Source organism: Halomonas dongshanensis (assembly GCF_024790395.1).
Taxonomy (GTDB): domain Bacteria; phylum Pseudomonadota; class Gammaproteobacteria; order Pseudomonadales; family Halomonadaceae; genus Vreelandella; species Vreelandella dongshanensis.
Genome location: NZ_JAJISC010000008.1, coordinates 129,200 through 154,905, shown reverse-complemented (window position 1 = coordinate 154,905; position 25,706 = coordinate 129,200). Strand labels below are relative to the sequence as shown.

Annotated in this window: 28 protein-coding genes and 1 pseudogene; 20 read left to right on the top strand and 9 right to left on the bottom strand. The window is 62.0% G+C overall.

Annotation, left to right across the window (positions count from 1 at the left end):
• Window positions 1-50: 50 nt before the first annotated feature.
• The 5 genes from LLY24_RS16285 to LLY24_RS16265 all read right to left on the bottom strand — a co-directional run bounded on the left by LLY24_RS16285 (window position 51) and on the right by LLY24_RS16265 (window position 4,788).
• Entirely contained in the window at window positions 51-821 is a 771-nt protein-coding gene (locus LLY24_RS16285; RefSeq protein WP_259037361.1) for a metallophosphoesterase, read from the bottom strand.
• Window positions 822-847: 26 nt separating this feature from the next.
• The gene (locus LLY24_RS16280) at window positions 848-1,660 is read right to left on the bottom strand and encodes an ABC transporter permease (protein WP_259037360.1); all 813 of its coding nucleotides are present in this window, start codon (window positions 1,658-1,660) and stop codon (window positions 848-850) included.
• Window positions 1,657-2,442, bottom strand: a complete 786-nt coding sequence (locus LLY24_RS16275; protein ID WP_259037359.1) for an ABC transporter permease — start codon at window positions 2,440-2,442, stop codon at window positions 1,657-1,659. Before LLY24_RS16275 ends, LLY24_RS16280 begins: the two co-directional genes overlap by 4 nt.
• A 157-nt stretch (window positions 2,443-2,599) precedes the next feature.
• A complete protein-coding gene (locus tag LLY24_RS16270; protein WP_259037358.1) occupies window positions 2,600-3,757 on the bottom strand; it encodes an extracellular solute-binding protein in 1,158 nt (385 codons plus the stop codon).
• Window positions 3,754-4,788 carry an ABC transporter ATP-binding protein gene (locus LLY24_RS16265; protein ID WP_259037357.1) on the bottom strand — a complete coding sequence of 345 codons (1,035 nt, stop codon included), beginning with the start codon at window positions 4,786-4,788 and terminating at the stop codon, window positions 3,754-3,756. Before LLY24_RS16265 ends, LLY24_RS16270 begins: the two co-directional genes overlap by 4 nt.
• A gap of 192 nt (window positions 4,789-4,980) precedes the next feature.
• Here LLY24_RS16265 and LLY24_RS16260 point away from each other — a divergent pair, with 192 nt between their 5' ends.
• The 11 genes from LLY24_RS16260 (at window position 4,981) to LLY24_RS16210 (ending at window position 15,523) form a co-directional block, all read left to right on the top strand.
• Entirely contained in the window at window positions 4,981-5,976 is a 996-nt protein-coding gene (locus LLY24_RS16260; protein WP_259037356.1) for a LacI family DNA-binding transcriptional regulator, read from the top strand.
• A gap of 248 nt (window positions 5,977-6,224) precedes the next feature.
• Window positions 6,225-6,473, top strand: coding sequence for a 30S ribosomal protein S16 (gene rpsP, locus LLY24_RS16255; RefSeq protein WP_259037355.1), 249 nt, complete (start codon window positions 6,225-6,227; stop codon window positions 6,471-6,473).
• Window positions 6,474-6,530: 57 nt separating this feature from the next.
• Window positions 6,531-7,091 (top strand): ribosome maturation factor RimM, encoded by a 561-nt coding sequence (gene rimM / locus LLY24_RS16250; RefSeq protein ID WP_259037354.1) that lies wholly within the window; start codon window positions 6,531-6,533, stop codon window positions 7,089-7,091.
• Between the two features lie 38 nt (window positions 7,092-7,129).
• Window positions 7,130-7,909 carry a tRNA (guanosine(37)-N1)-methyltransferase TrmD gene (gene trmD, locus LLY24_RS16245; RefSeq protein ID WP_259037403.1) on the top strand — a complete coding sequence of 260 codons (780 nt, stop codon included), beginning with the start codon at window positions 7,130-7,132 and terminating at the stop codon, window positions 7,907-7,909.
• A 115-nt stretch (window positions 7,910-8,024) separates the two neighbouring features.
• Window positions 8,025-8,381, top strand: a complete 357-nt coding sequence (gene rplS / locus LLY24_RS16240; RefSeq protein ID WP_259037353.1) for a 50S ribosomal protein L19 — start codon at window positions 8,025-8,027, stop codon at window positions 8,379-8,381.
• Between the two features lie 103 nt (window positions 8,382-8,484).
• Entirely contained in the window at window positions 8,485-9,402 is a 918-nt protein-coding gene (gene xerD / locus LLY24_RS16235) for a site-specific tyrosine recombinase XerD (RefSeq protein ID WP_259037352.1), read from the top strand.
• The gene (locus tag LLY24_RS16230; protein WP_259037351.1) at window positions 9,377-10,183 is read left to right on the top strand and encodes a DsbC family protein; all 807 of its coding nucleotides are present in this window, start codon (window positions 9,377-9,379) and stop codon (window positions 10,181-10,183) included. Before xerD ends, LLY24_RS16230 begins: the two co-directional genes overlap by 26 nt.
• Window positions 10,184-10,337: 154 nt before the next feature.
• Window positions 10,338-11,654, top strand: coding sequence for a homoserine dehydrogenase (locus tag LLY24_RS16225; protein ID WP_259037350.1), 1,317 nt, complete (start codon window positions 10,338-10,340; stop codon window positions 11,652-11,654).
• A gap of 4 nt (window positions 11,655-11,658) precedes the next feature.
• Entirely contained in the window at window positions 11,659-13,047 is a 1,389-nt protein-coding gene (thrC, locus tag LLY24_RS16220; RefSeq protein WP_259037349.1) for a threonine synthase, read from the top strand.
• Window positions 13,047-14,852: a single-stranded-DNA-specific exonuclease RecJ gene (locus tag LLY24_RS16215; RefSeq protein ID WP_259037348.1), complete on the top strand. Its 1,806-nt coding sequence runs from the start codon at window positions 13,047-13,049 to the stop codon at window positions 14,850-14,852. Before thrC ends, LLY24_RS16215 begins: the two co-directional genes overlap by 1 nt.
• A 53-nt stretch (window positions 14,853-14,905) precedes the next feature.
• Window positions 14,906-15,523 (top strand): YitT family protein, encoded by a 618-nt coding sequence (locus tag LLY24_RS16210; RefSeq protein WP_259037347.1) that lies wholly within the window; start codon window positions 14,906-14,908, stop codon window positions 15,521-15,523.
• On the opposite strand, the gene LLY24_RS16205 is transcribed toward LLY24_RS16210, so the two are convergent.
• On the bottom strand, window positions 15,477-15,956 hold the full coding sequence (locus LLY24_RS16205) for a MerR family transcriptional regulator (RefSeq protein ID WP_259037346.1): 480 nt from the start codon (window positions 15,954-15,956) through the stop codon (window positions 15,477-15,479). The genes LLY24_RS16210 and LLY24_RS16205 overlap by 47 nt on opposite strands.
• 228 nt (window positions 15,957-16,184) lie before the next feature.
• Here LLY24_RS16205 and LLY24_RS16200 point away from each other — a divergent pair, with 228 nt between their 5' ends.
• On the top strand, window positions 16,185-17,540 hold the full coding sequence (locus tag LLY24_RS16200) for an OmpP1/FadL family transporter (RefSeq protein WP_259037345.1): 1,356 nt from the start codon (window positions 16,185-16,187) through the stop codon (window positions 17,538-17,540).
• A 128-nt stretch (window positions 17,541-17,668) separates the two neighbouring features.
• On the opposite strand, the gene LLY24_RS16195 is transcribed toward LLY24_RS16200, so the two are convergent.
• A complete protein-coding gene (locus tag LLY24_RS16195) occupies window positions 17,669-17,824 on the bottom strand; it encodes a metallothionein (RefSeq protein ID WP_259037344.1) in 156 nt (51 codons plus the stop codon).
• 316 nt (window positions 17,825-18,140) lie between these two features.
• On the opposite strand from LLY24_RS16195, the gene prfB reads away from it, so the two are divergent.
• From prfB to LLY24_RS16160, 7 genes are all read left to right on the top strand, one after another.
• Window positions 18,141-19,239 (top strand): peptide chain release factor 2 gene (gene prfB, locus LLY24_RS16190; protein ID WP_345799660.1). Its coding sequence is split into 2 segments (ribosomal slippage): window positions 18,141-18,215 and window positions 18,217-19,239, totalling 1,098 coding nucleotides; the frame shifts between segments, so codons are not numbered across the junction.
• 39 nt (window positions 19,240-19,278) lie between these two features.
• Window positions 19,279-20,802, top strand: a complete 1,524-nt coding sequence (lysS, locus tag LLY24_RS16185; RefSeq protein ID WP_259037343.1) for a lysine--tRNA ligase — start codon at window positions 19,279-19,281, stop codon at window positions 20,800-20,802.
• A 105-nt stretch (window positions 20,803-20,907) separates the two neighbouring features.
• Window positions 20,908-21,294: a hypothetical protein gene (locus LLY24_RS16180; RefSeq protein ID WP_259037342.1), complete on the top strand. Its 387-nt coding sequence runs from the start codon at window positions 20,908-20,910 to the stop codon at window positions 21,292-21,294.
• Window positions 21,295-21,340: 46 nt separating this feature from the next.
• On the top strand, window positions 21,341-22,744 hold the full coding sequence (locus tag LLY24_RS16175; RefSeq protein WP_259037341.1) for an MFS transporter: 1,404 nt from the start codon (window positions 21,341-21,343) through the stop codon (window positions 22,742-22,744).
• Between the two features lie 41 nt (window positions 22,745-22,785).
• A complete protein-coding gene (locus tag LLY24_RS16170) occupies window positions 22,786-23,097 on the top strand; it encodes a BolA family protein (RefSeq protein WP_259037340.1) in 312 nt (103 codons plus the stop codon).
• A complete protein-coding gene (locus LLY24_RS16165; RefSeq protein WP_259037339.1) occupies window positions 23,094-23,885 on the top strand; it encodes a hypothetical protein in 792 nt (263 codons plus the stop codon). The genes LLY24_RS16170 and LLY24_RS16165 overlap by 4 nt, the downstream gene beginning before the upstream one ends.
• 11 nt (window positions 23,886-23,896) lie before the next feature.
• Window positions 23,897-24,343, top strand: coding sequence for a GNAT family N-acetyltransferase (locus LLY24_RS16160; RefSeq protein WP_345799663.1), 447 nt, complete (start codon window positions 23,897-23,899; stop codon window positions 24,341-24,343).
• Window positions 24,344-24,407: 64 nt separating this feature from the next.
• On the opposite strand, the gene LLY24_RS16155 is transcribed toward LLY24_RS16160, so the two are convergent.
• Window positions 24,408-24,614 carry a cell division protein ZapB gene (locus LLY24_RS16155; protein WP_259037337.1) on the bottom strand — a complete coding sequence of 69 codons (207 nt, stop codon included), beginning with the start codon at window positions 24,612-24,614 and terminating at the stop codon, window positions 24,408-24,410.
• 103 nt (window positions 24,615-24,717) lie between these two features.
• Window positions 24,718-25,338 carry a 16S rRNA (guanine(966)-N(2))-methyltransferase RsmD gene (gene rsmD / locus LLY24_RS16150; protein WP_259037336.1) on the bottom strand — a complete coding sequence of 207 codons (621 nt, stop codon included), beginning with the start codon at window positions 25,336-25,338 and terminating at the stop codon, window positions 24,718-24,720.
• Between the two features lie 90 nt (window positions 25,339-25,428).
• On the opposite strand from rsmD, the pseudogene LLY24_RS16145 reads away from it, so the two are divergent.
• Window positions 25,429-25,706, top strand: a pseudogene (locus tag LLY24_RS16145) (signal recognition particle-docking protein FtsY); the annotation flags it as partial.

Here is a 25,706-nt window from a genome sequence, read left to right as displayed (position 1 = left end):
GGATGACCCGCAGGCGTTTTTGTATTTGCGAGCGAGGCGCGCGATGGATGTCAAAAGCGCACGTGTCGGCGGTAGACCAACACGTCGCCCGTTGGGCGGATATGGTGCAGTGGATAGCTGAAAGGAACCGGGGCTGGTTGGGCAGTGGCGTGACTGCCGGGGCTCAAGTGGTACTCGAAGGCTGGACTTCCCGCCACGCTGACGTAATGCGCTCCCCACTGAGTGTGGAACGGCTGATGTATATGGCCGCAGAGAATCCGTCGTGGTGTTTTTCCCAGCAGTTGGCCTAGGCGCTCACGCCCTTCGATCAGGCTATAGGTATCCCAGTGCGGGTTGCCGGTGATTACGGGTGGGTGATGCATGACGATGACCGTCGACGCCGCAGCGCTTCGAAGCTCTTGGGCGAGCCAGTCGAGCCGCTCACTGCAAAGCGCGCCTACCGGGCTTGCCGGGATCACCGTATCGAGGCCTAGCAGTGTGACCTCAGCCATATCCACTCGTGCATTGAGAAATGCACCCTCGGCAAGGCCGCTTAGCCGATGGGCGAGCCCTTCACGCATGGCGCAGCGGCGGTCGTGGTTACCCGGCACCGCCATGACCGGCATGGCAAGCGGGGCGAGCAGGGCGGCTAGGCATCGATAATCCTCTGGCGTGCCACCATCGGCTAGGTCACCGCTAATGACGACGATGTCCGGTCGCGGGTCGAGGGCATTGATATCCGCCACTAGGGCGGCAATGACGCGCGCGATATCGGCGCGAGTCTCGCCGGTTTCGGCTCGCTCGGTGAAAAGATGTAAATCGGAGAGGTGGGCTATCAGCATGAACGGCAACTCGCGTGGGCACCGGCCTAGCGGCCGATGCGAGATAGTACGTCGGCTTTGAGAAAGCGCTCGATCACGAGCATGAAGCCGATGGAGGGGATCAGCAGGATGAGCGAGGTGATGGCGGCGACTTGGTAGTTGCCGCCCATCGAGGCGTTGAACATCAAAAGCGGCAAGGTGGTGATCTCTGGCGCGCCGACAAAGAAGGTGCCGGTGAACTCGTCCACGCTATCCAAAAACACGAAGATGGCCGCAGCGAGCAGCCCCGGCAGCGCCTGGGGCAGGGTGACATCGACAAATGTTCGTAGGGGAGTTGCGCCTAGGTTACGCGCTGCTTCTTCGAGATTACGATCTGCCGCCGCGAAGGCGGCAGTGGCAATCCATACCGCATAGACGAGCCCGGGCAGTGCGTGCACCAGTACCACACCGATGAGGGTGCCAGTGAGGCCAAGTTGGTGAAAGATCGCCGCGATGTTGACGAAAATCGGCAGGTTAGGAAACGCCTGCGGCAGCAGGAACAGTAGCATGATGGCGTGGCGCCCGGGCAGTGGCAGGCGCGCCAGGGCGTAACCAGCGGGTACGGCCAGCGCCATGGAGAGCGCTACCGCCGAGAGTGCCACTATGAGTGTGTTGGTAAGCGAACTCCAGGCCCCCGCGCGGGGGCGAAACACCCGAGCCCAAAAATCGAAGCCCCAGACGGTTGGCAGAGTATGGGGGTAGAACCACTGCTCGGCGAAAGCCCACAGGGCAAGGTTTAAGAGTGGCCCGAAAACGATAAAGGCGATCAGCCCGAGTAAAAGGCCTAAACCAAGCGGCGTTAGCAGACGAGACGGGGTCATCGCTGAGTCTCCCTGGCAAGCGTTAGACGCAAGTAGACCCAAGCGGTCACTGCGGTGAGTGCGTAGGAGAAAAGCCCCAGGGCGTTGGCCACGCCGTAGTCGCCATAGTAGGTGATCCGGTGCGCCATCATCGAGGTCATCATGGTGGGATTGCCTGCAATCAGCATCATGGGTACCGACAATACCGAAAGCATGGCTACCAGTGAGAGGATCAGTCCGACCCACAGCGTTGGGGCCGCTTGGGGGAGTACGATGTGGAAAAGCGCCCGTAGTCGCCCAGCGCCCAAATTGCGCGCCGCCTCGCTATGGCTGGGCTCTACCGCCGCCATGGCGCCTGCGAGCAGCAGCGTAACGAAAGGGATCTGTTTCCAGGCAAAGGTTAGTATTAGCCCACGCCAATCCAGAAAGCTCTGGGCGCTTTGCGCCGATAAAAGTCCCGTCTCGATCAGGACGGTGTTCATCATGCCGTTGGTGGAGAGAAAAGAGCGCGATAGCTGCCCCGCCACGACAAAGGGAATGAACAGCGGCCAGCGATAGAGCCAGCGGAGTACACGCACCGCCCAGCGGGTGGCGCCCAGGGTCAGGTAACCGGCAATGGCGATGGAGGCGATAGCGATGAGCACAAGTGCACCAAGGCTCACGCCAATGGAAAACGCTACGTCACGTCCGTAGAGCGTGAAGGCGCGCACCACATGAGCAACGGTCAGGCCATCATCGCCGTGAAAGGCGCTAGCCAGCGAGCGCACCAGCGGCAGCGCGTAGAGCAGCACGACAGCTGTCATGGCCGGAAACACCAGTACAATCCCGAGTCCCCATCGCGGACGCTCAGAGCGCGGTGCACCTATGGCAGTACAAGAGGATGAAAAGGTCATGGTCGTTTATACGTTGAGAGGGCGCTGAGCGCCCCCGGGAGTTGGGAGGGTATGGCTGTCGACCGTGCTAGCGGCTGACTTGGGCCTCGTAGGCTTCCAAAATGGCGCGGAAATAGTCGGTCTGAGGCATGGAGAACCCACGAGTGGCGAGTGTCTCTGGGTCGACATCGGCATAGAGGGTTTCCCACTGCGCGTCACTCAATTCGCCGCGCACGTGCTCGGCATCGATACCTGGAAACCAGTTGAACTCACCGACAATTCCCGCAGCCTGCACCTCGGGGCTGGTGGCCAGGGAAATGAATGCTGCGGCGAGTTCGGCGTGTTCGGCACGTTCGGGAATCGTGTAGTACATCGGCTGCCCCGGCATTCCGGGTTCGGGCAGCAGTAGGCGGAAGTCAGGATTGAGTCGGCCGTCGGCTTTCCAGGTGTAGTACATGTCCATCCACACGGGGCCCATGCTGATCTCGCCCCGGTTCATGGCATCCATGGTGCCGGCATTTCCTGGTGTCAGGGTGACGTTGTCGTTGAAAGCACGAAGCCCCTCAAGAGCATCGTTCCAGCGGGCGGGTGCCTCGTCGTCCCAGGGGCCGTTTTGTAGCGTATCGGCCATGTCGGTGAAGGCGTACATCCAGCCGAATACGAAGCCAACGCCTGCCATACCGCCGGTTATGCCGTTGTAGCCAAACGCTTTGGGGTGTTCCTCGACCCACTTGGCCAGTTCGGCGTAGCTCTGCGGAGGCTCGGCCAGTAAGGCTGGGTTATAGGCCAGGGCGATCTGGCTCTGGAACATTGGCATTACATAGCCTTCCACATTAACGCCTAACGCATTGCGGGTGTTCTCGCCGGTAGCGAGCGCGGCGGTGTCCAGATCATCGGTATAGCGGCGTAGAAGCCCCTCCTCCACCATCTGCCCGGCCATGCGCTGATGCACTACCGCAACGTCTATGCCCCAGTTTTGCTGGTTACGCTGGGCGCTGAGCGTTTCGTAGATCGCCTGGCTGCCCGCGTCACCCGTGCCGGTGCCTAGCGCGCGTACGGTGACATCGGGGTGCATCGCCTCGAAGCGTGGGGCGAGGAAATCGTTGACGTAGGCGACCATGTTGTCGTCCCCGGCGGTAAAGACGTTGAGCGTGGTGGCGGCTCCTGCCTGATGGATACCGGCGGCAAATCCGAGTCCGAGAACCAAGGCTTTCATGGCGGAAGGTTTCCAGGTGTGTGCCTTCATGCGGTGTGCTCCTGAGCGTTGAGTGATGGCATATAGCGGTGATCCGGTCCGAAAGGTATCAATGCGCTTTCGGGTACCTGCAGGGTGACGAAACGTCCTGCTTCGACGGGAGTGCGTGCCGTGGCAAACAGCGTCTGGTCGTTTGCCGTGACACCGATCTGGTAGCCATCGCCGGTATAGACGCACTCGGTTACCTGCCCCCGACGAACGAGCGCATTCACGCTCGGAGCGACATCGACACGGGCCTCACGGGTGCGAAAGCCAAGCGTTTTGGCGCCAGCCAGCGCGGATGGGTCCTGGGGTGAGCAAGCTACCGTGTTGTCCACGCCTAGAAAGCGTGCAGCCTCAAGATCCGCAGGCTGCTGATAGAGGCTGGCTGGTGGCGCGACCTGGACGATATGGCCTTCGCGCATCAGCACGATCTGGTCGGCCATTTGCAGTGCTTCTTCCTGGTCATGGGTGACCATTACCGTGGTCAGCCCCAGGGACTTCTGCAGTTGTCTAAGCTCACCGCGGAGGCTGCGCCGAATGGAGGCGTCGAGGTTGGAAAGTGGTTCATCTAGTAACAGAAGCGGTGGATCAATGATCAATGCCCGTCCCAGCGCGATGCGCTGGCGCTGGCCGCCGGAGAGTTGGGTGACACTGCGGTGCTCGAAGCCGCCAAGCGCGAGGCGTTCGAGCATCGTCGCTACCCGTTGGGTGCGTTCGTCCTTAGGGATGCCACGTAACTTAAGGGGGTAGGCGAGGTTATCGCCCACGTTCATGTGCGGCCATAGGGCGTAGGATTGAAACACCATGGCGGTGTGGCGCTTCTCGGGCGGAAGCTCTGTGATTGAGCGCTCGCCTAGGCGAATGTCGCCGCTGCTTAGCGGTGTGAAACCGGCGATAGCGCGTAGCAGCGTTGTCTTGCCGCAGCCGGATGGGCCCAGCAGGCAGGTAAAGCTGCCTGGTGTGACGACAAGGTTGATGCGTTCGAGAATCCGGCGTGGGCCGAGGTCAACCGTGACCTCACTCAGGCTTAAGGCGTTCATCGTTACTGGCGCTCTCCTGCTCAACCGCGTAATTTGAACACGCGTGCAAATGATCGATGAAGGGATCCTAGAAGACGTCCATGACGCTTTGATGTCGATTCGAAAACGAAGGTGTGAAACCCCGGCGGTTAACACACACCTTAAACAGTCGTGACCGATAATCCTTCGACGACGGTGGCAAGAAGGGGCTATATGAAGCAGCGAGGGAAGCGGGTGACCGCCGATGACGTGGCGGCAGCGGCGGGCGTGTCTCGGGTTATGGTCTCCCGGGCGCTCACACCGGGAGCGTCGGTGTCGGCGAAAAAAAGGGCGCATGTGCTGAGCGTGGCCGATGCCCTCGGCTACCGGCCCAACTTGATGGCTCGTGGGTTGACTGGGCGACGTATCGGGCTCATCGCCGTGGTGGTGGGGGATGTCTCGGCGCCTTACGAGTCTTGGCTTCTTAAGCATCTACTAAAAGCGCTGACGCACCATGGCTATCAGCCCTTGCTACTGCCTGCGGGTGAAAGCGATACCGCCGACACGATTCACCACGCGCTTGCTTATCAGGTAGAGGGTGCGATTGTTGCGGCGGGCTCAGTGAGTCGTGAAACCGCAGAACGTTGTCGACGCTCTGGCGCGCCGCTGGTGCTGATTGGCCGTGTGCTCGAAGGGGCCGATGTCGATACGGTATGCTGCGATAACGTTCAGGGTATGCGATTGATAGTTGATCATCTGATCCAGCAAGGGTATCGGCGCATTGCTTGGCTTGGTGGGCGCGCTGATGCCTTCTCAGACCAGGAGCGCGAGCGGGGAGTGACAATGGCACTCGCACGCCACGGACTTGAGATTGCCGTGCGGCGTCGCGGTGATTTCTCCATCGCAAGCGGTGCGCGGGAGGGGCAGGCGTTATTGGCCCTGGCGGCACGTCCAGAGGCGATCATCTGCGCCAACGATGCCATGGCGATGGGGGTGATCGAGGCGGCAAGCGCGCTGGGGATTGCGGTACCTAAAGCACTCGCCGTCACCGGTTTCGACGACGTGCCGACGGCAGCTTGGGCGCGTACGCCATTAACTACCGTGCGTAATCCGGTCGAAGAGACGGCCAGGCGGGCACTCGCGCTATTGAAGATGAGACTCGACGCCCCTGCTCAGCCAGTCCAGAGCGCTCGGATAGCCGTGACGCTGGTGCGCCGCGATAGTACCTGATGAGGTTTAAGGTGAGCGGCGTAGGTGGCGGGATACAGCGGTTGACGCCCCGGTAGTTTTCTGGCTGTCAGGCTTTCCAAGCCGGGCGCATTTGCGTAGAATGCTGCCTCTTCATGCGCAGGCATGGGTATTGCCATGCCACTTCGATGGGAAGCGTGGCTTCTCGTGGCGCTGTGAAGCGTATCAATACCCCGGACCAAAGAGCCCTCGTGGCGCTCTTTGGGACATCTCAACCGAAGGAAAATCGTATGGTTACCATTCGTCTGGCACGTGGTGGCGCCAAAAAGCGTCCTTTCTACCACCTGACCGTTACTGACTCGCGCAACGCCCGTGACGGCCGTTTCATCGAGCGTATCGGCTTCTTCAACCCGGTTGCCCGTGGTCAGGAAGAGCGTCTGCGCGTTGATCTGGATCGCGTTGCTCATTGGCAGGGCCAGGGCGCACAGCTCTCCGGTCGCGTTGCCGAGCTGGTCAAAGAAGCACGCAAGCAGGCGTAAGCCACACCGTTTCCAGCCAGCGCTGGAAGCAACCGCTGTCACCATCAGAGATCGTCAATGCAGCCGAGTTCACCCCGTTCCACTGACGATGCCCGCTCCAACGCCGCCCATGTGGTACTGGGTAAGCTGACGAGCCCCTACGGGGTCAAGGGCTGGATGAAGGTGTACTCCTTCACGAGTCCGATGGACAGCATTTTGGACTACCCCGAATGGTGGGTGCGCCAGGGTGATACCCTCAAGCGCTTTCCCGTGGTTCAGGGACGTCGGCAAGGTAAAGGTCTCGTCGTGCAGTTGGATGGCGTCGACGACCGCGATCAGGCAGAGCTTCTTTCCCAGGCGGAGATTCTTCTGGAGAAGGCCGAACTGCCCGCGCTTTCCGACGCAGAGTATTACTGGCATCAACTGGAAGGTCTGGCAGTGTTCACTCGCCAAGGGGCCTACTTGGGGCGGGTCGAGTACCTGTTCGAAACCGGTGCCAACGATGTCATGGTCGTTCGCGGCGACGCCGAGGCCATCGACAGGCGCGAGCGCCTGTTACCCTTTTTGCCTGACGACGTGATCGACGAGATCGATCTCGAGACCGGGCGGATGGTGGTCGATTGGGATCCGGAGTTTTGATGACCGATCCCGCAAGCGACGCACCGGCAGCACCTGCCTTGTGGGTTGGCGTGGTGTCTCTGTTTCCAGAGATGTTCGACGCGCTGACGCAGCAAGGGGTGATTGGCCGCGCGATAGACAACCAGCGGATCGCCCTCGAATTTTGGAATCCGCGCGATTACGCCACTGATCGTCATCGCAGCGTCGACGATCGTCCCTATGGCGGCGGGCCGGGTATGTTGATGAAGGTCGACACCTTGCGCTCTGCCATCCATGCGGCTCGTACGCGGGCTCGTGAAGCAACGGGGCAGGCGCCTACCGTGATCTACCTCTCGCCTCAGGGGCGGCGGTTGGATCAGGCAGGGGTCAAGCGTCTCGCCGACGCAGGGCCGCTGGTGGTAGTGGCCGGACGCTACGAGGGGATCGACGAGCGCGTCGTCGAAAGTGACATCGATGAAGAGTGGTCGATCGGTGACTACGTGCTGAGCGGCGGCGAGCTGCCAGCCATGGTACTGATCGACGCGGCGGCAAGGCTGGTACCCGGCGTATTGGGGCATCAGGATTCCGCTGTCGAAGACTCGTTCAACGAGGGGCTGTTAGACTGCCCTCACTATACCCGTCCAGAGGTGATCGACGGGAAGCAGGTGCCCGAGGTGCTGCTCAGCGGTAATCACGCCGCGATCAAGCGCTGGCGCCTGAAGCAGTCGCTAGGAAGGACCTGGCAGCGGCGGCCGGATCTTATGGCCGAACGCGAACTGGGGCCCGATGAGCGCAAGCTTTTGAACGAGTACCTCGACGAACACGCCCACAAGGCGGCGGTGCAGGGCGAAGGCGACTAGCCGCGCACCTGTGTCACCCATAACGACTCCCGCGTGGCTCGCTTCGAGCGCCGGGATCACGACTACCGCCACCCATGAACGAGCGGTAGTCACCACGTTATTCAGGAGTATGCACATGAGCAGCAAGAACAAGGTGATCCAGGCGATCGAATCCGAGCAGATGACCAAGGAAATTCCGGCCTTTGCACCGGGCGACACCATCGTCGTTCAGGTCAAGGTCAAGGAAGGTAACCGCGAGCGTCTGCAGGCCTTCGAAGGTGTGGTCATCGGCAAGCGTAACCGCGGCCTGAACTCCGCTTTCACCGTGCGTAAAATCTCCCACGGCGTTGGCGTAGAGCGTACCTTCCAGACCTACAGCCCGCTGGTCGACTCCATCGACGTCAAGCGTCGCGGTGACGTACGTCAAGCCAAGCTCTACTACCTCCGCGATCGCAGCGGCAAGTCTGCGCGTATCAAGGAAAAGCTGGCCTAATAGGTCGCTTGGAGGCAGCGCTACGCCGTGGCGCTGCCTGGGCAAGACCCCGTCACCGCTTTGCGGGGCGGGGTCTTGTCGTATCTAGGGGCAGGGTGGACCCATGCAGCGGATGCAGGTAACCGATAACCACGCCGATAGGGCGCTGATCGATGGCTTTCTCGATGCGCTGTGGCTCGAACGCGGCGCCAGCGACCATACGCTGGCCGCCTACCGGCGCGATCTCGAAGCGTGGCAGGCGCGTCTAGCGCATCTTGGTGAGGGCTTGAGCGATCCCGGCAGTGAGACGCTCACCGCTTGGTTCGACGAGCGCCGCGAGGCGGGTTATCAACTGCGCAGCAACGCCCGCCTGCTATCGAGCCTGCGCAGCTTCTATCGCTGGGCGCAGGCGAGTGGCCAAGTGGCCCGCGACCCGTTGGCCGAGATTCGCCTGCCGCCGGTGCGCCCGGGCCTGCCGAACGTGCTGGAGGAGGGCGAGGTCGAGCGCCTTTTGGCCGCGCCCGATGTCGCCACACCGTTGGGGCTTCGCGATCGCGCCATGCTGGAGTTACTCTACGCTTGCGGGCTGCGCGTATCGGAGCTGGTGGGGCTCGAAAGCGATGCCCTCAACCTACGCCAAGGCGTGGTGCGGGTGCGCGGCAAAGGCGACAAGGATCGCCTGGTGCCCTTGGGTGAAGAGGCCGTTGCCTGGCTTGAGCGCTACATCGCTACCGCGCGCCCGGCGCTGATGGGCGACCCCATGCGCCCGGCACTGTTTCCCGGCCGAGCCGACAAGGCGATGACGCGCCAGACCTTCTGGCACCGCCTCAAGGCTCACGCCTTGACTGCGGGCATCACCCAGCCGCTCTCGCCGCATACGCTGCGCCATGCATTCGCGACCCATTTATTGAATCATGGGGCCAACTTGAGGGTCGTACAGCTGCTGCTGGGTCATAGCGATCTCTCGACCACGCAGATTTATACCCATGTCGCGCAGGCTCGCCTGGAGAGCCTGCATGCCGAGCATCATCCACGAGGTTGAATCGACCATGCGTCACCGCTTTACGCTCTCGCCGTCCCGTTTCCCGCTGCGCCGTACCCTTACTGGGCTTGCGCTCTCCTGCTCGCTGCTGCCGCTTTTTGCCCAGGCTCAAAGCGTCGAGGCTCGCTTGGCCGATAGCCTCAGCGTCAACGGCCAGCCGATGCCGGTGAAAGAGATTACGGCCACCCCCATGCAGGGCATCTATCACGTTCAGTTGGAGAGCGGTGAGTCGTTCTACTCCAACGCCGAGGGCAGCTATTTCCTCGTGGGTGATCTGTTCGAAAACGGCGCCGAAGGCCTGGTCAACCTCTCCGAGCAAGCCAAGAATCAGGCGCGCGTTGAGGCCTTGGCCGCTATCCCCGAGTCCGAGCGCTTCGTCTATCGCGGCGTCGAGGAGCCCCGTGCCACCGTGGTGGTTTTCACCGACCCAACCTGCCCCTACTGCGAGCGCCTGCATGAGAGCGTTCCAGAGCTCAATGAGCGCGGGATTGCGGTACACTATCTGGCCTTTCCGCGCGCGGGCATGAACAGCGAAGCGGCCACCACCATCCAGCGCGCCTGGTGTGCGGACAATCGCAGCGAAGCGATGACCCGTGCCCAGCAGCGCCAGCCGCTTTCGGGCTCGGCGTCGTGCGATAACCCGGTGGGCGAGCAGTACGAACTGGGGCTCGAGCTGGGCGTCAAGGGCACGCCAGCCATCATCTTGCCCGACGGCCAGATGGTACCCGGCTTCGTTCCGCCGGAAAGGCTTGCTGCCATGTTAGGCTTGGACGACGAATGATGCCGTAACCCGGCAACGCTGAGACACTGCGAAACGACGCGCCCGGCACAGGGCGCACGCGCTCATACGAACCGTGCTAATGCGCACTGTTCACAAGCGCTGTTAATGAGCACTTTTGATAAGCACTGTTCATAAGGACTAAAGGGGATTGATCTTGAAACCGGTACGAGTAGGCATCTGTGGGTTAGGTACGGTCGGCGGCGGTACGTTCAACGTATTGACGCGTAATGCCGACGACATCGCGCGTCGCGCGGGTCGTCCCATCGTCATCGAGCAGGTCGGCCATCGCAGTATTCACCCCGACTGCGACATTACCGGAATCAACGCCACCACCGACGTTTTCGAAGTGGCGACCAATCCCAACGTCGACGTGCTGGTCGAGCTGATAGGCGGCTACGACATGGCCCGCGAACTCGTGCTCACCGCCATCGAACACGGCAAGCACGTGGTCACCGCCAATAAAGCGCTGATCGCCGTGCACGGCAACGAGATCTTCAAGGCGGCCCACGAGAAGGGCGTTATCGTCGCTTTCGAAGCCGCCGTGGCGGGCGGAATTCCGGTGATCAAATCGCTGCGCGAGGGTTTGGGTGCCAACCGCATCGAGTGGGTCGCGGGCATCATCAACGGTACCGGCAACTACATTCTCACCCACATGCGCGATGAAGGCCGTGCGTTCGAAGACGTGCTCGCCGAGGCCCAGGCGCTGGGCTACGCCGAGTCCGACCCGACCTTCGACGTCGAGGGCATCGACGCCGCGCACAAGCTCACCATTCTCGCCTCCATCGCCTACGGTGTACCGCTGCAGTTCGAGAAAGCCTTCACCGAAGGCATCTCGCGCATCACCGCCGAAGACGTCGAGCAGGCCGATAACCTGGGCTATATCATCAAGCATCTGGGCATTTCCAAGCGTACCGACCAAGGCCTGGAGCTTCGCGTCCACCCGACGCTGATACCCAAAGAGCGCCTGCTGGCCAACGTTCACGGCGTGAAGAACGCCATCGCCATCATGGGCGACGCCGTGGGCCCGACGCTCTACTACGGCGCTGGTGCGGGTGCTGAGCCCACTGCCTCGGCGGTGGTGGCCGATATTCTCGACGTTGCCCGCGATATCGCTACCGACCACCACTACCGCGTGCCCTATCTCGCCTTCAGCGGCATCGACGAAGACGTCAGCCAACTGCCCATCATGCCGATGGAAGAGATCACCACGGCCTACTACCTGCGTCTTCTCGCCGTCGATCGCCCCGGGGTTCTGGCGCGCGTGGCGACGATCCTTTCCGAACAGGGCATATCCATCGAAGCGCTGATCCAGAAAGAGGCCACCGAAGGTGAACTCGTGCCGATCATTCTGATGACGCATCGTACCAAGGAGCGCCAAATGAACGAGGCGATCCGCGAGATCGAAGCGATGGCCGACATTGCGGGCCCGGTGACCCGGATCCGCGTCGAAAGCCTGGGCGAAGGGGAGTAACCGCATGCGCTACATCAGTACCCGAGGCAAAGCACCTGCGCTCTCCTTCGAAGAAGTCGTGCTAACGGGGCTTGCCAGCGATGGCGGCCTCTACGTGCCGGAAACTCTGCCGCGCTTCTCTGCCGACGAGTTAAGCGCCATGGCCGGGCTCTCCTACGCCGAGATCGCCTTTCGCGTCATGCGTCCCTTCGTCAACGGCGAGATCGACGACGCCACCTTCAAGTCGTTGGTAACCGACGCCTACGCTACCTTTAGCCACGATGCCGTCGTGCCGCTCAAGCAGCTCGATGCCAATCACTTTCTGCTCGAGCAGTTCCACGGCCCCACGCTCGCCTTCAAGGACGTGGCGCTACAGCTGCTTGGTCGCCTGCTCGATCACTTTTTGAAAAAGCGCGGCGAGCGCGCGGTGATCATGGGGGCAACGTCCGGCGACACCGGGTCGGCGGCGATCGAGGGCTGCCGCCACTGCGACAACCTGGATATCTTCATCCTTCACCCGCATAACCGGGTATCAGAAGTGCAGCGCCGTCAGATGACCACGGTGTTGGCCGACAACGTCTTCAACGTCGCCATCGAAGGAAACTTCGACGACGCTCAAGCGATGGTCAAGGCGAGCTTTGCCGATCAGGGCTTTCTGAACGGCACGCGCCTGGTGGCAGTCAACTCGATCAACTGGGCGCGCATCATGGCTCAGATCGTCTACTACGTTGCGGCCGGTGTGGCCCTTGGCGCGCCCAAGCGCGAGGTGAGCTTCTGCGTGCCGTCGGCCAACTTCGGCAACGTCTTTGCCGGTTACATGGCGTATAAGATGGGCCTGCCGGTGAAGCAGTTCATTATTGCCACCAACGCCAACGACATTCTCCACCGCACGCTTGCCGACAACGACTTCTCCAAAAAAGAGCTCGAAGCTACGCTCGCGCCGTCGATGGACATCGTGGTGTCGTCGAACTTCGAGCGTTTACTCTTCGATGCCTACGAACGCGACGGTGCTGCCGTGGCGGCCCTGCTCGAACGCTTCCAGCGCGAACCGACGGCGATGGCCGAAGCGCCGCTTGCCAAGCTACGCGAGAAGTTCGCAAGCTTCAGCGTGGATGACGCCACCATTCTCGAGGTGATCCGCGAGGCCCATCGGCGCACCGGTGAAATTCTCGACCCGCACACCGCCACCGGCTACCGCGCCGCCGAGCGCGTCCGCGCCGACCAGGCGACGCCAATGGTGACGCTGGCGACGGCGCATCCAGCCAAGTTCGCCGAGGCGGTGGTCAAGGCAGGTTTTCAGGGCGTGCCGCTGCCAACTCACATGGACGACCTGCTCGATCGCGAAGAGCGCTATGCGGTGCTGCCCGCCGAGCTTGCCGCGGTACAGCGGTTCGTGGCTGATAACCGCCGCTAATGGTGGCAGTCGCAACTCAGTCGACGGCCAGTGCACCGGCGCCCCGGCTCGAACCCCGCCCGCGCGATGCAGCGGTTTACGCGCGGGCGCAGGGTGAAGGGCTTAGCGAGCTACAGGCAAGGCTTCTGGCTGCGCGTCTGCCGGGCTACCGAGGCGAGCTTGCCCCGCTGGTGACGCCGAGCCTGCGCTACCTGGCCCATCCGGAGAAGCTCGCCGACGGGCGCCGCGCGGCCGAGCGTATCGCCACGGCGGTCGCCGAAGGCGAAACCATCGGTATCCTGACCGACTACGACGTCGATGGCATCACCTCTCACGTGGTCATTCGGCGCACCCTGGTGGAGCTGTTCGGCGTTCCTGAACATCGGCTGCATAGTTTGATCGGGCATCGCATTCACGATGGCTACGGCATCAGCCTGCCGCTGGTCGAGCGGACGCTGGCACTCTCGCCCAAGCCCACCCTAGTGATCACTGCCGACTGCGGTAGCTCCGACGAGCCGCGTATCGCGCGGCTCAAAGCCGCCGGGATCGACGTGGTAGTGAGCGATCATCACGCCATGGCGCTGGAGGGGCCGCCGCCTTCGGCCTACGCCTGCGTTAACCCCACCCGGGATGACTGTGACTATCCCGACGCCACCATTGCCGGGTGCATGGTGGCGTGGTTGGTCATGTCGCTGGCGCGCGGCGTACTGATCGAGTGGGGCGCGCTGCCCGCCAGCACGCCCAAGCTATCCCCCTGGCTCTCCTACGTGGCGCTGGGAACGGTGGCCGACTGCGTCTCCTTGGGCGCAAGCCCCGCCAACCGCGCGGTGGTGAGTCATGGGTTGACGCTGATCAACCGCATGGAGGCGGCCTGCTGGCGGGCCATGGCGCAGCGTTTGGGCGCCGATAGCGTGCCCTTCGATGCCGAAACGCTGGCGTTTCAGATGGGCCCGCGTATCAACGCCCGCTCGCGCCTGGACGACCCGTATGCCGCGCTGCACTTCATGCTCGCCGAAAGCGACAGCGTAGCCCAGCGCCAGCTCGCCGTGCTCGACGACGACAACCAGTCGCGCAAGGCGATCGAGGCCGATATGGCCGAGCAGGCCAAAGCACTGGCAGCTAGTGCCGTGGAGGCCGACGAACCGGCGGTCGTGGTGATGTTGGAAGATGGCCATCCCGGCGTGCAGGGAATCGTCGCCTCGCGCTTGGTGCAGGCCTTTGGGCGAGCGGCGTTGGTGCTAACGCCAGCAGCGGCGCCGGGTATGCTTACAGGCTCGGGGCGCTCCATCGATGGACTACACCTGCGCGATGCGCTGCAGCGCACCTTCGAACTTGCTCCTGATGCGCTGCCGCGTTTTGGTGGGCACAGCGGCGCTGCAGGCGTTGGCGTGCCACGCGAGCAGGTCGGCGCGTTCAAGGCCGCATTTCTGCAGGCCGTGGCCGAGCAGCTCAAAGGGCGCACGCTCTATCCGCGTCTATGGACCGATGGCGAGCTCAGCGAAGCGCAGCTAAGCCTGGAAACGCTTAGCGAAATCGAGGCGTTAGGCCCCTTCGGGCGCGAGTTCGAGGCGCCGCTGTTCGAAGGACGCTTTCTCGTCGAGTCGCTGCGCCCAGTAGGCGCCGACGGCACGCATTTGATGCTGGAGCTCTCTCAGGGGCGAGTAAGCTGCCGTGCCATCTGGTTTCGCGCGCTGACGCCCGGCGAGCTGCCGGCCTTTGGTTTGGGCGATACGCTGCACTGCGCCTATCGACTCAACCGCAACCGCTGGCGCGGGCGTGAATCGTTACAGCTAATGGTCGAGCATGCGGGACTCGATAGCCAATAATTAACTAGATGCATAACCACGGCTATATAAATAACCACGACTAAGGAAGCGCCATGCGCGTGGAAGAACTACCCCAGGACCCGCATAGGCCCTACGAAGACCTCATGGCAATGCTCTTGGGCACGCTGTTCGTTGCGCTCGGCGTAACGTTCTATACCCATGCCATCTTGATGACCGGCAGTACCGCAGGTATGGCGCTTTTATTGAACTACATGACGGGGTGGAGCTTCGGCACCTGGTTCTTTGCGATCAACCTGCCGTTCTACTATCTGGCGATCAAGCGCATGGGATGGAGTTTTACCCTGCGCACCTTCGTTGCTATCGGCTTGGTCTCGCTATTTTCGGAGTTGACCCAGCAGTGGGTGCGTTTCGACAGCCTGCCTTCGCTCTACGCCGCGCTCATGGGCGGGGCGCTGATGGGCTTGGGCATGCTGATGCTGTTTCGCCATCGCACCAGCCTTGGCGGCATCAATATCCTCGCGCTCTATCTACAGGAGCGCTACGGGCTGCGCGCAGGCTACGTACAGCTCGGTATCGACGGGGTGATTCTGCTCGTCGCCTTGACCCAACTGCCGCTGGATCGGGTGGCCTACTCGGTGCTCGGCGCGCTGACGCTCAACTTGATCATCGCCCTGAACCACAAGCCGGGGCGCTACATTGGCGTGAGCTGATGCTGCCCTTTTCAAGCGCGTCGCGGTCGTCAGGTTCGACGCTCTCGATCAGACGGCACAGACTATGGCCGTTGGGCGTACCGTCGGGCATGTGCCGCCAGCTCGCTAACGCCTGCTCCATGCGTGCTGCCAGGGCCGTGAGCTCAATGATCTGACGCTGAATTTGGGGCAGGCGTTGAGCTAGTAAATCGCGCACTAGCGGGCAGGGCGAGTCTCCGTGGTCGGCATGAGCGAGAATGTCGCCGATTTCATGGACGCTGAAACCGAGCTTGCGTGCGCGCTGAATGAACGCTAAGCGGTTTAGATCCTGCTGGCTAAAGCGCTGATAGCCGTTTCCAGGGTCGCGCTCTGGGCGCAGCAATCCTTCGCGTGCGTAATGGCGCACGGTCTCGGCGGTAACGCCTGCCTGCCTGGCAATATCAATTACCCTCATACGTGCCTCCCCGGTCAGTGTTTTACCCGCGACGTCCATTAGTGTAACAGCTTGTCAGCGCTCGCTATTTTGTAGAGCCGATGAAGTGCACGACTAATGTATAAGCGAGAATTGGAATAAAACGCTCGTTTGGCCTTGCGCCCTAGACCCTCTTGCGCAAAAACTGAGATGGAGACAAGGAAGGCGAAGAAAGGGCTTCGTCAGGATCATTGGGAAAAGAGGCAGACCATGCATAATAATGTCAAGAAACTCTCCATGGCGGCGGCCATCGCCGCCGTAGGGTGCGCCAGCCAAGCTCACGCCGGGGGCTACCAGATCAACGAGCAAAGCGTCAGCGGCCAAGGTTACGGTCATGCCGGGCGCAGCTCCAACGTTCACGATGCCACCATCGTCTTCGGCAACCCGGCCGGGATGTCGTTTTTGGATCGCGCACAGATCAGCGTAGGTGGCACTTATCTCAACCCCAAAACCAATATCAGCAACGTAGAGGCCAGCCGTACGCTGGATTCAGGAGTGGCGCTGGGCGGCCTGCCGAGTGGCAGCCAGATTCCCGTGGGCGGCATTCCGGGAACTAACGAAGGCGATATGGTGCCCGGCACGCTCGTGCCCTTCGCCTTCTACGCTCATCCGGTGAACGAGCGCCTGGCCTTTGGCTTTGGTGTCTATGCGCCGTTCGGCTCCAAGACCGACTACGAAGACAGCTTCCAGGGGCGCTATTTCGGCAACTATACCGAAGTCACCGTGATGTCGGCCCAGCCGACCGTCTCCTACCGCTTCAACGACCAGTGGTCGGTGGGCGCAGGCATCACCTTCAACCGCATCGACGGTGAACTGCGCCGTCAGCTCCCCTCCGAGGCGGGTTTCAACGCCGCTGGTGACGTCGACTCGCGGGTAGAGGGCGATGACGACGCCTGGGGTTACAATCTGGGGGTGATCTATCAGCCGGTACCGGAAACCACCTTTGGTTTGACCTACCGCTCCAAGGTGGATTACACACTCGATGGCACCTTCGTTGCGCGCGACCCGGCGGGCAACGTGGTACGCGCCGACGACAGCGCTAGCCTCGATCTGACCACGCCCGAGACGATCAACTTCTCGGTGACCCAGCAGATGAGCGATCGCTTCAAGCTGATGTTTGGCGCTTCCTGGGTGCGCTGGAGCCGCTTCGACCAGATTCTCGTCCAGGGCGGCGCGGGCGACACCATTACCCAAGAGCAGCAGGACTACTCCAACTCCTGGGCCTTTGCCACCGGCGGTGAGTACCAGCTGACCCCGACCCTTGCACTGCGCGCCGGGCTTACGCTCGACTACACGCCGACCAGCGATGAGCACCGCAGCGTGCGGATTCCTTCCGACGACCGACGCATCTTCTCGCTCGGCGCAGGCTGGAGCCCGACGCCGGATCTAACGCTTGACGTCGCCTACTCCTACCTCACCGAGCGCGGAACACATGTCGAGCAGGAGCGCGCCGATCTTCTCGCAAGCCCTGCTACCGGTGGCCTACCGGTAGGGGGTGCGACCTACTCCGCTGACTATAAGAACGAGGCCCATGGCTTCGGCGCGCAGCTGACCTATCGATTCTAAGTAGCCTTTTTCGATAGCGCGCGTAGCACAACAAAATGCCCGACGGATGAATCCGCCGGGCATTTTTTAGTTTTCTATCTCTATCTTTGCTCTACCTTTGAGCACTCTATTTTGCTATGAGCGCGCGATCATTTACCGCATTTGCAGTTATGGCCGCAGTCGACGGAGCCGTCGGTGTGTCCAATGGCGCAGGCCTGCGAGCAGAACAGCTGGCCGTTTTTCTCGATGGCCTTGTTATCAACTGAACAATCACACTTGGGACAAGCACACTGCTGTTGAGACATGATAGACCTCCTTGGATGGTGTACTAATAAGCTTAGTGCGGGCTCCTGACGTTATGTAATCGCAAAATTTATAGTCTTTGGCTATCGCAATGGTACGAGCCTGCCTCATTTCAAAATCACCGCGCCGTTAGGGCAGGTGAGGCGTGCTGCGTGCGCAGCGTCAAGGCGTAACGGGTGGATGCGGGCGCCGCTGGCTTTGGTTACACTATGCGCATTGCATCTTGATCCATTCGATTTACGTCCATTCAATCTCACGCGTATCGGCGCTGCCTAGTGCGGCGGCGATCCTCGCACATCGTAGAGTTAAGGCGACGCCATGTTGGAAACCAACCCCATTCACAACCAGATCAAGGACCTGTCTGAGCGGACAGACGTTCTTAGGGGGTATCTTTGACTATGCCGAGAAGAAAGATCGGCTAGAAGAGGTCTCGCGCGAACTCGAAGACCCCAACGTCTGGAACGATCCCGACTATGCCCAGAAGCTGGGTAAAGAGCGGGCCTCCCTCGAGGCCATCGTGGCTACCATCGACGAGCTCGACCAGGGCCTCGGCGACAGCCGTGACCTCTTGGAGCTTGCCGAAATGGAAGAGGACGAGGCGACCGTCGACGAGGTCAAAAAAGAGCTCGACGGCCTTCAGCAGACGCTGGAAAAGCTCGAGTTCCGGCGGATGTTCTCCGGCGAAATGGACGAGAACAACGCCTATCTGGATATCCAGTCGGGCTCAGGCGGCACCGAAGCGCAGGACTGGGCCAACATCCTGCTGCGCATGTACCTGCGCTGGGCCGAAAGCCATGGTTTCAAGGCCGAGATCATCGAGGCCTCTGCCGGTGAAGTGGCGGGTATCAAGTCAGCTTCCGTGCATATTCAAGGCGACCACGCCTTTGGCTGGCTGCGCACTGAAACCGGCGTTCATCGCCTGGTGCGTAAGAGTCCCTTCGACTCGGGCGGACGTCGGCACACCTCCTTTGCCTCGGTCTTCCTCTCTCCCGAGATCGACGATGATTTCGAGATCGATATCAATCCTTCCGATCTGCGCGTCGACACCTACCGCTCCAGCGGCGCGGGCGGTCAGCACGTTAACACCACCGACTCGGCGGTGCGGATTACCCACGAGCCGACGGGCGTTGTGGTGGCATGCCAAAACCAGCGCAGCCAGCACGCCAACCGCGACTTCGCCATGAAGCAGCTCAAGGCCAAGCTGTGGGAGCTGGAGATGCAAAAGCGCAATGCTGCCAAGCAGGAAGCCGAAGATGCCAAGGCCGACATCGGCTGGGGCAGCCAGATCCGCTCCTACGTGCTCGACGACCAGCGCATCAAGGACCTGCGTACCGGCGTCCAATCCAGTAACTGCGACAAAGTGCTCGACGGCGATCTCGATCAGTTCATCGTCGCCAGCCTCAAGCAAGGTTTGTAATCGTTTCGGTATCCTTCACCGGTTTTTCCAAGGTATCCCATGGCTCACCAAGACCCCGCTGCACACGCTGCCGACGAGCAGAACGAGAATCACCTGATTGCCGAGCGCCGCGCCAAGCTCACCGCGCGCCGCGAGCAGGCCAAGGCCCAGGGGAAGAGCGCCTTCCCCAACGCCTTTCGCCGTGACAGCCTGACCGTCGAGCTGCAGCAGGCGCTGGGTGACAAGGACAAGGCCGAGCTCGAAGCGCTCGACCACAAGGCAGCGGTCGCGGGCCGGGTAATGCGCAAACGTGGCCCGTTCATCGTCATTCAGGACGTGGCTGGCCAAATCCAGCTCTACGTCGACAAGAAGGGGCTGCCCGAGGCGACGCTCGAGGATATCAAGGGGTGGGACATCGGCGACATCGTAGCCGCCCGTGGGCCGGTGCATAAGTCTGGCAAGGGTGATCTCTACGTCATGATGGTCGAGGCCGAACTCTTGACCAAGAGCCTGCGTCCGCTACCCGACAAGTTCCACGGTCTGACGGATACCGAGGCGCGCTATCGTCAGCGCTACGTCGATTTGATCATGAACCCGCAGTCGCGCAAGGTTTTCGAGACCCGCGCGGCGGTGATCAGCGCTATGCGTCGCTTCTTCGAGCAGCGCGGCTTCATGGAAGTCGAAACGCCGATGCTGCAGCCGATCCCCGGCGGCGCCACGGCGCGGCCTTTCGTCACCCACCACAATGCGCTGGATATCGACATGTACCTGCGCATCGCCCCCGAGCTCTATCTGAAACGCTTGGTGGTAGGTGGCTTCGAGAAGGTATTCGAGATCAATCGCAACTTCCGTAACGAAGGGCTCTCGACGCGCCACAACCCCGAATTCACCATGGTCGAGTTCTACTGGGCCTACGCCGACTACCTCGATCTGATCGACATGACCGAGCAGATGCTGCGCGGCATCGCTGGCGACGTGCTGGGTAGCACCGACGTGCCCTATCAGGGCGAAATCTACGATTTCGGTAAGCCGTTCGTGCGCCTGACCATGCGCGAGGCGATTCTCGAGCACGGTGAGGGGATCGCGCCGAGCGAGCTGGCATCCCTCGAGGCGGCCAGTGCGTTAGCCACCAAGCTTGGCATCAAGGTCAAACCGAGCTGGGGGCTAGGGAAGCTACTCACCGAGATCTTCGAGGAAGTGGCCGAGCACAAGCTCGACCAGCCGACGTTCATCACCGAATACCCGGCCGAGGTGAGCCCTCTTGCGCGCCGTAGTGACGCCGATCCTTTCGTCACCGACCGTTTCGAGTTCTTCGTCGGGGGGCGCGAGATCGCCAACGGCTTCTCCGAGCTCAACGATGCCGAAGACCAGGCCGAGCGTTTTCGTGAGCAGGCCGCCGAGAAAGACGCGGGCGATTTGGAGGCGATGTACTATGATGCCGACTACGTACGCGCACTGGAGTACGGCATGCCGCCGACGGCAGGCGAGGGCATCGGCATCGATCGTTTGGTGATGCTGTTCACCGATAGCCCCTCGATTCGCGACGTGCTGCTGTTCCCGGCGATGCGCCCCGAGGTCGAGTGACGCCTTGAGCGCTCGCGAGAGCGCAGTGCCGGAATGGCGGCGTTATTGGTAAGTGGGCGCTATTGCGCCCATAATGACCACGTTTCGACGGTGAGGAGAGTCCCCATGAAACTGCTTAACCGCTCCGCTCTGAGCGTTCGACCCACCCAGCGCTTTGTCGACTGGATCAACGCGCTCGAGCCGACCGTGGGGGAGGATGATCTGACCCTGGGCGAGGTCGAACGCGAAAGCACGGTCTATCTGATTCCCGAGATGGACACCCCCGAGGCGCTGGAGACCTTCGTTCGCGACCGTTTCGAGGACATTCTCGAAAACGAGTTGCGCGCCTGGGAAGAGGACGAACGTCAGTGGCCCGAGGCGCTAGATTGGACGCTGTTCACCGATTTCTTGCGCATCGAACATAGCTACCTCGCCATCGACCTCGACGACGAAACTGCCCTCGAAGTCTCGGAAGTCGACGATACGCTGCTGCTGGATAACGAACAGGACTGACCCACTCGCCAACGCCGGAGCCTGCTCCGGCGCTGTCTTTTCTCTTATGCGACTTTTCCAGACCCGCCCCGGTGACGATGGCCTGCCCGGGCGCGAGCGAGCGCTCGCCGTACTGGCCTTGACCACGGGCACCCTGCTGGCGGTGATGGACACCACCATGGTCAACCTCGCGCTGCCGACGATGGCGGCCGACCTCGACGTGCCCGCCTCTCGCGCCGTGTGGATCACCAATATCTTCCAGGTCGTCTGCGCGGCCTTTTTGCTGGTGTTTGCCGGGCTTAGCGAGCTGGTGACCAGAAGGCGGCTCTATCTCTTTGGTTTGGGCACGTTCTTGGTCGGTTCGCTGGGTGCTGCACTGTCGCGTCATATCGATGTATTGCTGCTGTTTCGCGCCCTTCAAGGGCTCGGGGCGGCGGCTACGCTCTCCATTGGCCCTTCGCTCTACCGCATGATCTTTCCTTCACGCCTACTGGGCAGCGCCCTGGGGCTGAGTGCACTCGTCGTGGCGGGAGGCTACGCGGCGGGCCCAACGCTTAGCGGACTGCTGCTCAGCGTGGTCGACTGGCCGTGGCTCTTCGCCTTCAACCTACCGCTGGGTGTTTGCTCCTGGTGGCTGGCGCGCCGCGCGCTGCCGCGTGAGACCCCGCGCCAGGGGAGCTTCGATACGCCAGGGGCGCTTCTTTCCATGCTCATGCTGGCCAGCTTCTTTCTCGCCATGGACGCCGTGGGGCATACCGCGCCGCTGTGGCAAAGCGGTGGCTGGTTGCTGCTTGCCACAGTGGCCTGCTGGGGCTTCGTCTGGCGCCAACGGCGCGCGCGTTATCCGCTGCTGCCACTGGTGGTGTTTCGTGAGATGCGCTTTACCTTGGCGGTGTCGGCATCGGGGTTGGCCTTCATCGGCCAGGGGCTAACGTTCGTTGCACTGTCGTTTTTTTACCAGGAGCAGATGGGTTTCTCGGCGCTGGAAACGGCGTGGCTCTTCACGCCCTGGCCGCTTGGTATCATGCTGGTGGGGCCACTGGCCGGGCGCCTTGCCGACAAGATCAATCCAAGCCTTTTATCGAGCACGGGGCTTGTGTTCTTGATCGTAGGGCTGGTCGCTTTGGCGCTGGTCGATGAGCAGACCTCGGCGCTTGGTAGCCTGTGGCGCACCGCGCTCTGTGGTATCGGGTTTGGCCTCTTCCAGCCGCCTAACAACCGCGAAATGATGGGAAGCCTGCCGCCGGAGCGCAGCGCCAACGTATCTGGGGTGATGAGCACCACGCGTACGGTCGGGCAGTCCTTGGGCGTGGCGCTGGTGGGGGCGGCGCTGGCGTTAGGGCTCTCGATCCAAATGACGCTCTGGTTTGGCGCCTTGACCTCGGCGCTGGCCCTGGTGGCTAGCCTCTCGCGCGTCTCGCTTGCCCAGCGCGCTTTGCTGCAGCGCAGGGCATCGTCTGGATCGCGCTAAGCGCGTACAATGAGGCCAAAACACGCGAAGGAGGCGAATCCATGTCGGTGCAGTCACAAATCGAGCAAAAGCTGGCAGCGTTAGCGCCTGAGGCCCTGCAGGTGGAGAACGAAAGCCATCTGCACAACGTCCCCGCCAACTCCGAAACGCACTTCAAGGTCACTCTGGTCAGCGAGCGTTTCGATGCCATGATGCCGGTCAAGCGCCACCAGCAGATCTATGCACTGCTCGCTGATGAACTCTCAGGCCCAGTGCATGCCCTGGCGCTGCACCTATACACGCCCGCCGAATGGCAGGCGCGCGGCGGTGGCCGTCCCGACTCTCCCAACTGCCGGGGCGGCAGCGGCAAGTGAACCAAGAAGCGCTGCGACGGCAGTATCTGGACGCCATGGGCATTGTGACCTGGGCGTCGCGCTTCCAGTTGCCCAACGCGCGGGAAACCCAAGCGTGCGAATGGGAAGAACCCGTCGCCGAGAGCCCGGCCGCGCCGCGAGAGCGTCTGCAGGCGCTGCTCGACGATGCGCCCGCGCCTCATACAGCGCCGCGCGGTGAAACCCTGCCCAGTGCCAAGCCTGCCCGCCGCGCGCCAAGCGCTATTCGCCAAGCCCTTGGTCAGGAGGCGAAAGCCGCTACTCCCGAGCCTTCCGAGGCGACGCCAGCTCCCACGCCTACCCCGCGCGCGCTGGCGCCGTCGCTGCGCTTCACGCTTTCCGGGCTGTGCATTGGAGGGCGCTGGCTCTGCCTTCAGGCGGGGGGCGGCAACGCCCAGGAGATGGCGCTGATGCGCAACATGCTCGCCGCCGCTGGCGTGCCCCTTAGTGAGGTGCATGGGCTCGCGTTCTCCTGGCCGCTGATCGACAATGGCGCCAAGGTCGAAGAGCCGCTGGCCGAGGCGCGGGCGGGCGTCAGTGCGTTTCTCGCCGGGCACCAGGCGCGTCATGGCTGGCAGATCGAGCGCCTGCTCTGGTGGGACGAGCTCGACGTCGAGCCGTTTGCAGAGTTGCTGCAAATCGAGAACTCGCATTCGCGCACGCTCGATATACCCGTATGGCAGGGTGGGGCACTTGAAGCGATTGCCCAGAGCAGTGAGCAAAAGCGCGAACTCTGGCCTAGGCTCAAGGCGCTGGGTGCGTCGTGGTAACGGCCAGTGAGGTGAGGTTGAGCGCGCTGGATGCGTCGCATCTGGCGGCTCTAGTGGCGCTCGAGGGCATTGTCGGTAGCGGGGTAAGCGACCACTTGCTAAGTGGGGCGCTAAACTCGTCTACGAATCACGTGCTTGGCCTTTTCGTGGATGACGCCCTAGTGGGGTACGCCCTTATCGCGCGCCAGCCTTTCGATGCCGAACTCCAGGCCATAGGTGTCGCCCCTGGGCGGCGTGGTATGGGCTTGGGGGTAAGGCTGATGGCGGGTGTGATCGAGATAGCGCAGGCGTGGCAAAGCGAGCGTTTGCTACTGGAGGTGCGCGCAAGCAATACCGCGGCCCAGGCACTCTACCGGCGTTTCGATTTCAGCCAAGATGGGCGGCGAAAGGGCTATTACGCCGCACCGGGTCTTACTGGCGAACGCGAAGACGCCGTGCTGATGTCGCGCGGCGTCTAAGGTCATTATTTTGATAGCGATGTCGTCGGTCAGCGGTAGGTAGCGGCGTTGCTGGCTACCTGCCTTACGAGACGCTGTCGCTCTGCGTGGAGGTGTCGCCCTCTTTTAGCTGACCGAGCATGCGGTTCAAGCGCTCGACCCATTCGTCGCGCTCCTGCTTGAGGGTGGCGTTCTCGCTGCGAAGCTCTTCGTTTTCCAGCTTCATCAGCTCCAGCGCTTCCACCGTTGCGGTGATCTTCTGTTCGAGTTGATTGAGTAGTTCAAGGCTCATGCGTACCTCCAGTAGACAAAACGAGCCCGAGGCGAGCGAGCGCACCCGCCAGCGTGCAGTGCGCCGAGCGTAACGCCGCTGTCATTCGGCGGCAAGTGCTGTCTTAGCCCGGTAATGGCGTTTGGCGCCGATAGAGCCGTGCGCTGCTTTCGCCCGCCTGCGTTTCACGGTAGAGCTGCCAGTGGCAGGGGACCGTTGGCGTAAGCGTTGCTTCGACCTCTAGGTAGATCAAAGCGTCGTCGGCAAGCCAGTTCCCGAGCTCTAGCGCCTCACAGCATGGCGCGGCGAGACTCTGGTGAAAGGGTGGGTCGAGAAATACCAGATCGAAGCGCTCGGTAGGGGCGACGGTAAGAAAACGCAGCGCGTCTTGGGTCTGCACCTGGGCGTTGTGCGCGCCGAGAGTCGCTAGATTGGTCGTGAGCTGGGCGCTGGCCTTGGCCTCGCGCTCGACGAACAGCGCCTCACGGCAGCCGCGCGAAAGCGCCTCGATGCCCAAGGCGCCGGTACCGGCGAACAAATCGAGCGCGCGCTGACCGTAGAGCGTTTGACCTAGCCAGTTGAACAGCGTTTCGCGCACGCGGTCGGGCGTAGGGCGAAGCCCCGGCAGGTCGGGAATGGGCAGTTGGCGCCGCCGATAGTCGCCGCCGATGATGCGTAGTTTGCCGCGACGCGAAGCTGTGGCGCGAGAAGTGGCGGGTGAGCGAGAGGAGCGTTGTCGTGTCATGCGCGGATTGTAGCGGGCTGCTTGTCCAAAGTCTCGATGCGCGGTGATAGGATAGCCACCATATTGATTGTCTTTGTCGGATGACCCTACATGTTTGGTTTTTTCAAGCGTAAGAAGAAGCACGAGACGGACGAGCAGACGCTAGAGGAGCGCAACGCCCCTTCGGAGTCGGAGCAGGACGAAGACAGCGCCGCGCCAAAAGAGGAACGCGCCGAGGATACGCCCGTTGCACCTAGCGACGCAGCGGTATCGCATCCCGAACCCGAACCCGAACCCGAACCCGAACCCGAACCCGAACCCGAACCCGAACCCGAACCGGTTAAGGATCGCTTGCCAGCCGCCGCTGCCGAGCCAACACTCGCGCCAGA